Origin of the sequence: Psychrobacter sp. CAL346-MNA-CIBAN-0220, assembly GCF_040309805.1 — a bacterium.
Lineage (GTDB): Bacteria > Pseudomonadota > Gammaproteobacteria > Pseudomonadales > Moraxellaceae > Psychrobacter.
This window is the reverse complement of record NZ_JBEOPF010000586.1, coordinates 1-248: the sequence shown is the minus strand read 5'-3', so window position 1 is coordinate 248 and position 248 is coordinate 1. Positions and strand designations below refer to the sequence as shown.

1 protein-coding gene is annotated in these 248 nt (G+C 43.1%); it reads right to left on the bottom strand.

The genetic code is table 11. The features are described from left to right. Positions 1-248 (bottom strand): DNA/RNA non-specific endonuclease (locus tag AAEY88_RS14900; protein ID WP_350563641.1); only part of this gene is annotated, 248 nt, incomplete at both ends.

The window sequence follows — 248 nt, the reverse complement described above, 5'->3', positions numbered from 1 at the left end:
GATCAAACGCCTCTGCTTTGGTTTGAGAATCGAGCACTGGTAGGACATCGATGCCTGTTTTGGCAGTTAATTGGTCAATACTTATAATCTCTATACGCTCTGATTCATCATTTGGCGCATAGTACACCCCTGCTTGATTGGTTGCGGGAATATAAACCGCTTTAAAAAAATGACTGGGTACGAGTACACGGTCAGCAAGCTGTTTGGTTTTTTTATTCGTGAACGCCACACCAGTAACGGTATAAACC